The sequence below is a fragment of the Peptoniphilus indolicus ATCC 29427 genome (genome assembly GCF_000227315.1).
GTDB classification, from domain to species: domain Bacteria; phylum Bacillota; class Clostridia; order Tissierellales; family Peptoniphilaceae; genus Peptoniphilus; species Peptoniphilus indolicus.
The window spans coordinates 1-2,009 of the sequence record NZ_JH165086.1 but is presented as its reverse complement, the minus strand read 5'-3'; the positions used below and the strand labels follow the sequence as shown (position 1 = coordinate 2,009).

Below are 2,009 nucleotides of genomic sequence, written 5' to 3'. Positions count from 1 at the left end.
CTAGATTTAATAGGATGATAGTATTAGTAAATTTTAAACTCGTAAATTAAATTTTCAATAAAAAACAAACTCCAACTTACTTAGTAAATCAGAGTTTGTTATTATTAATCTTCTAATATTTTCTATAATTAATATATTAATAATTCATTTTACATAAAAATTTTATTTTTATTTTAATATATTTGGCAAAAAAAGAATTATTTGAGGTATATAAGCAAATAACAATACAGTTAGTAATTCTATAATCAAGAACGGTAAAACTCCTTTCACAATATCATTAAATTTTAATCCTGTTATCGATGCTGCTGTAAACAAATTATATCCGAAAGGAGGTGTAACATATCCTATAACCAAATTTATTACAAAAATCATGCCTAAATGTAACGGATCTATTCCAAGTTGTAATCCAAAAGGAACAATTACAGGAGCAATTATAATAATTGCTGCAACAGTATCCATTAAAGCCCCCACAAAGAATAAAATTATCATTAGTACTAATAAATATACATACTTATTAGTTATTATTTCACTCAAATATAATGCTATTGTAGACCCTATATTAGTTACTGACATTATCCAAGAAAGCAAATTTGCCGCCCCCATGATTATACCTACCATGGCTGATGTCTCCATCGCTTTTAATAACGCCCCTGGTAATTCATAAATTTTTATCTCTCTATATATTGCCATACCTAATATTAATGAATACACTACTCCAATAGCAGCTGCCTCTGTAGGTGTAAATATCCCTGAGTAAATCCCCCTAATATTATTATCGGTAAAAGTAGAGCTCCAAGAGCTGACCATGTAGATTTTATTAATTCTGTAAAATTAAACTTTTTCCTATCATTCTCCATTATTTTCGGATTATTTTTTATAATTACAAAATTTACTAAAATCAAAAATAACATCATTACAATTCCAGGTATAATTCCAGCTATGAACATTTTAGGTATTGAAATTCCCATTGTAACTCCATAAATTATCATAGGAATGCTTGGAGGAATTATAGGCCCTAAAGCTCCCCCAGCAGCAACCATTCCCGCTGCTGTTTTTTTATCATATCCACTCTTAGTTAAAGATGGTATCATTATACTTCCAATAGCTGCTACTGTAGCAGGACCCGACCCCGTTAAAGCTGCAAAAATAGCACATGAAACTATTGTTACAACTCCTAATCCTCCTGGTAACCAACCAATCAATTCATCAGCCCAATGAATCATCCTTTTTGATATCCCCCCTTTATCCATTATCTCGCCCACTAATACAAATAATGGTATTGCCAATAAAGGAAATGAATCTAATCCTGTTATAAATCTTTGACTTACTAGTAATAAAGGTTTCATGTCAGTTATTAATAAAAATATAATACCTGAACCCAATATAGACAAAAACACTGGTAGCCCTATAAAAATTAATATGAACATTAACAAAAACATAATTCCTACCATTAAATATCATCTCCTATACAATTTGCCATATTCATATATATATCATATATAGAATAAAAAGTTATCAATGCTCCAAATATCGGTGCAGCCATATATACAAATGCCATGCTAATCCTCAATGCAGGACTAAGCTGAGTTCTAACCGCCCAAGCTACTTTTGATCCAAAAACTATTAATATAGTTCCTATTAAAATAGTTAAAATATTTATTATTAAACTTAGTTTCTTTCTATTCTTCTCATTTATATTTTCTATAACTACACTCACGGTGGCATTACTTTTGTTTTTTGTACATAATGCTGCTCCTAATAAATTAGCCCATATAAAGCTATATCTAGCTAATTCTTCTGTCCATGATAAAGAAGAGTTTAGAATAAATCTTGTGAATACTTGTAATACACAAGATATTATCAACGCTAAAAAAACTGTTATAATTAATATTTTCAATACCTTAGTAATCAAATTATTTAACTTCACCATAAAATCCACCTTTATAAGTTTAATTCACTCGATAATTCATCAAAATATTCTTCTCCGATAACTTGAGATCTACTTTTAT

General features: G+C 29.1%; 1 protein-coding gene and 1 pseudogene. Both read right to left on the bottom strand.

Going from position 1 to position 2,009, the window contains the following annotated elements; all coding sequences use genetic code 11:
- Nucleotides 1–168: 168 nt before the first annotated feature.
- Nucleotides 169–1,427: pseudogene (locus HMPREF9129_RS11570) on the bottom strand (TRAP transporter large permease).
- Nucleotides 1,428–1,450: 23 nt separating this feature from the next.
- Entirely contained in the window at nucleotides 1,451–1,930 is a 480-nt protein-coding gene (locus tag HMPREF9129_RS09925; protein ID WP_004823291.1) for a TRAP transporter small permease, read from the bottom strand.
- Between the last annotated feature and the right edge of the window lie 79 nt (nucleotides 1,931–2,009).

Coding starts and splice junctions, on each gene's coding strand:
- HMPREF9129_RS09925 (WP_004823291.1), bottom strand. CDS start 1,930: ATGGTGAAGTTAAATAATTTGATTACTAAGGTATTGAAAATATTAATT.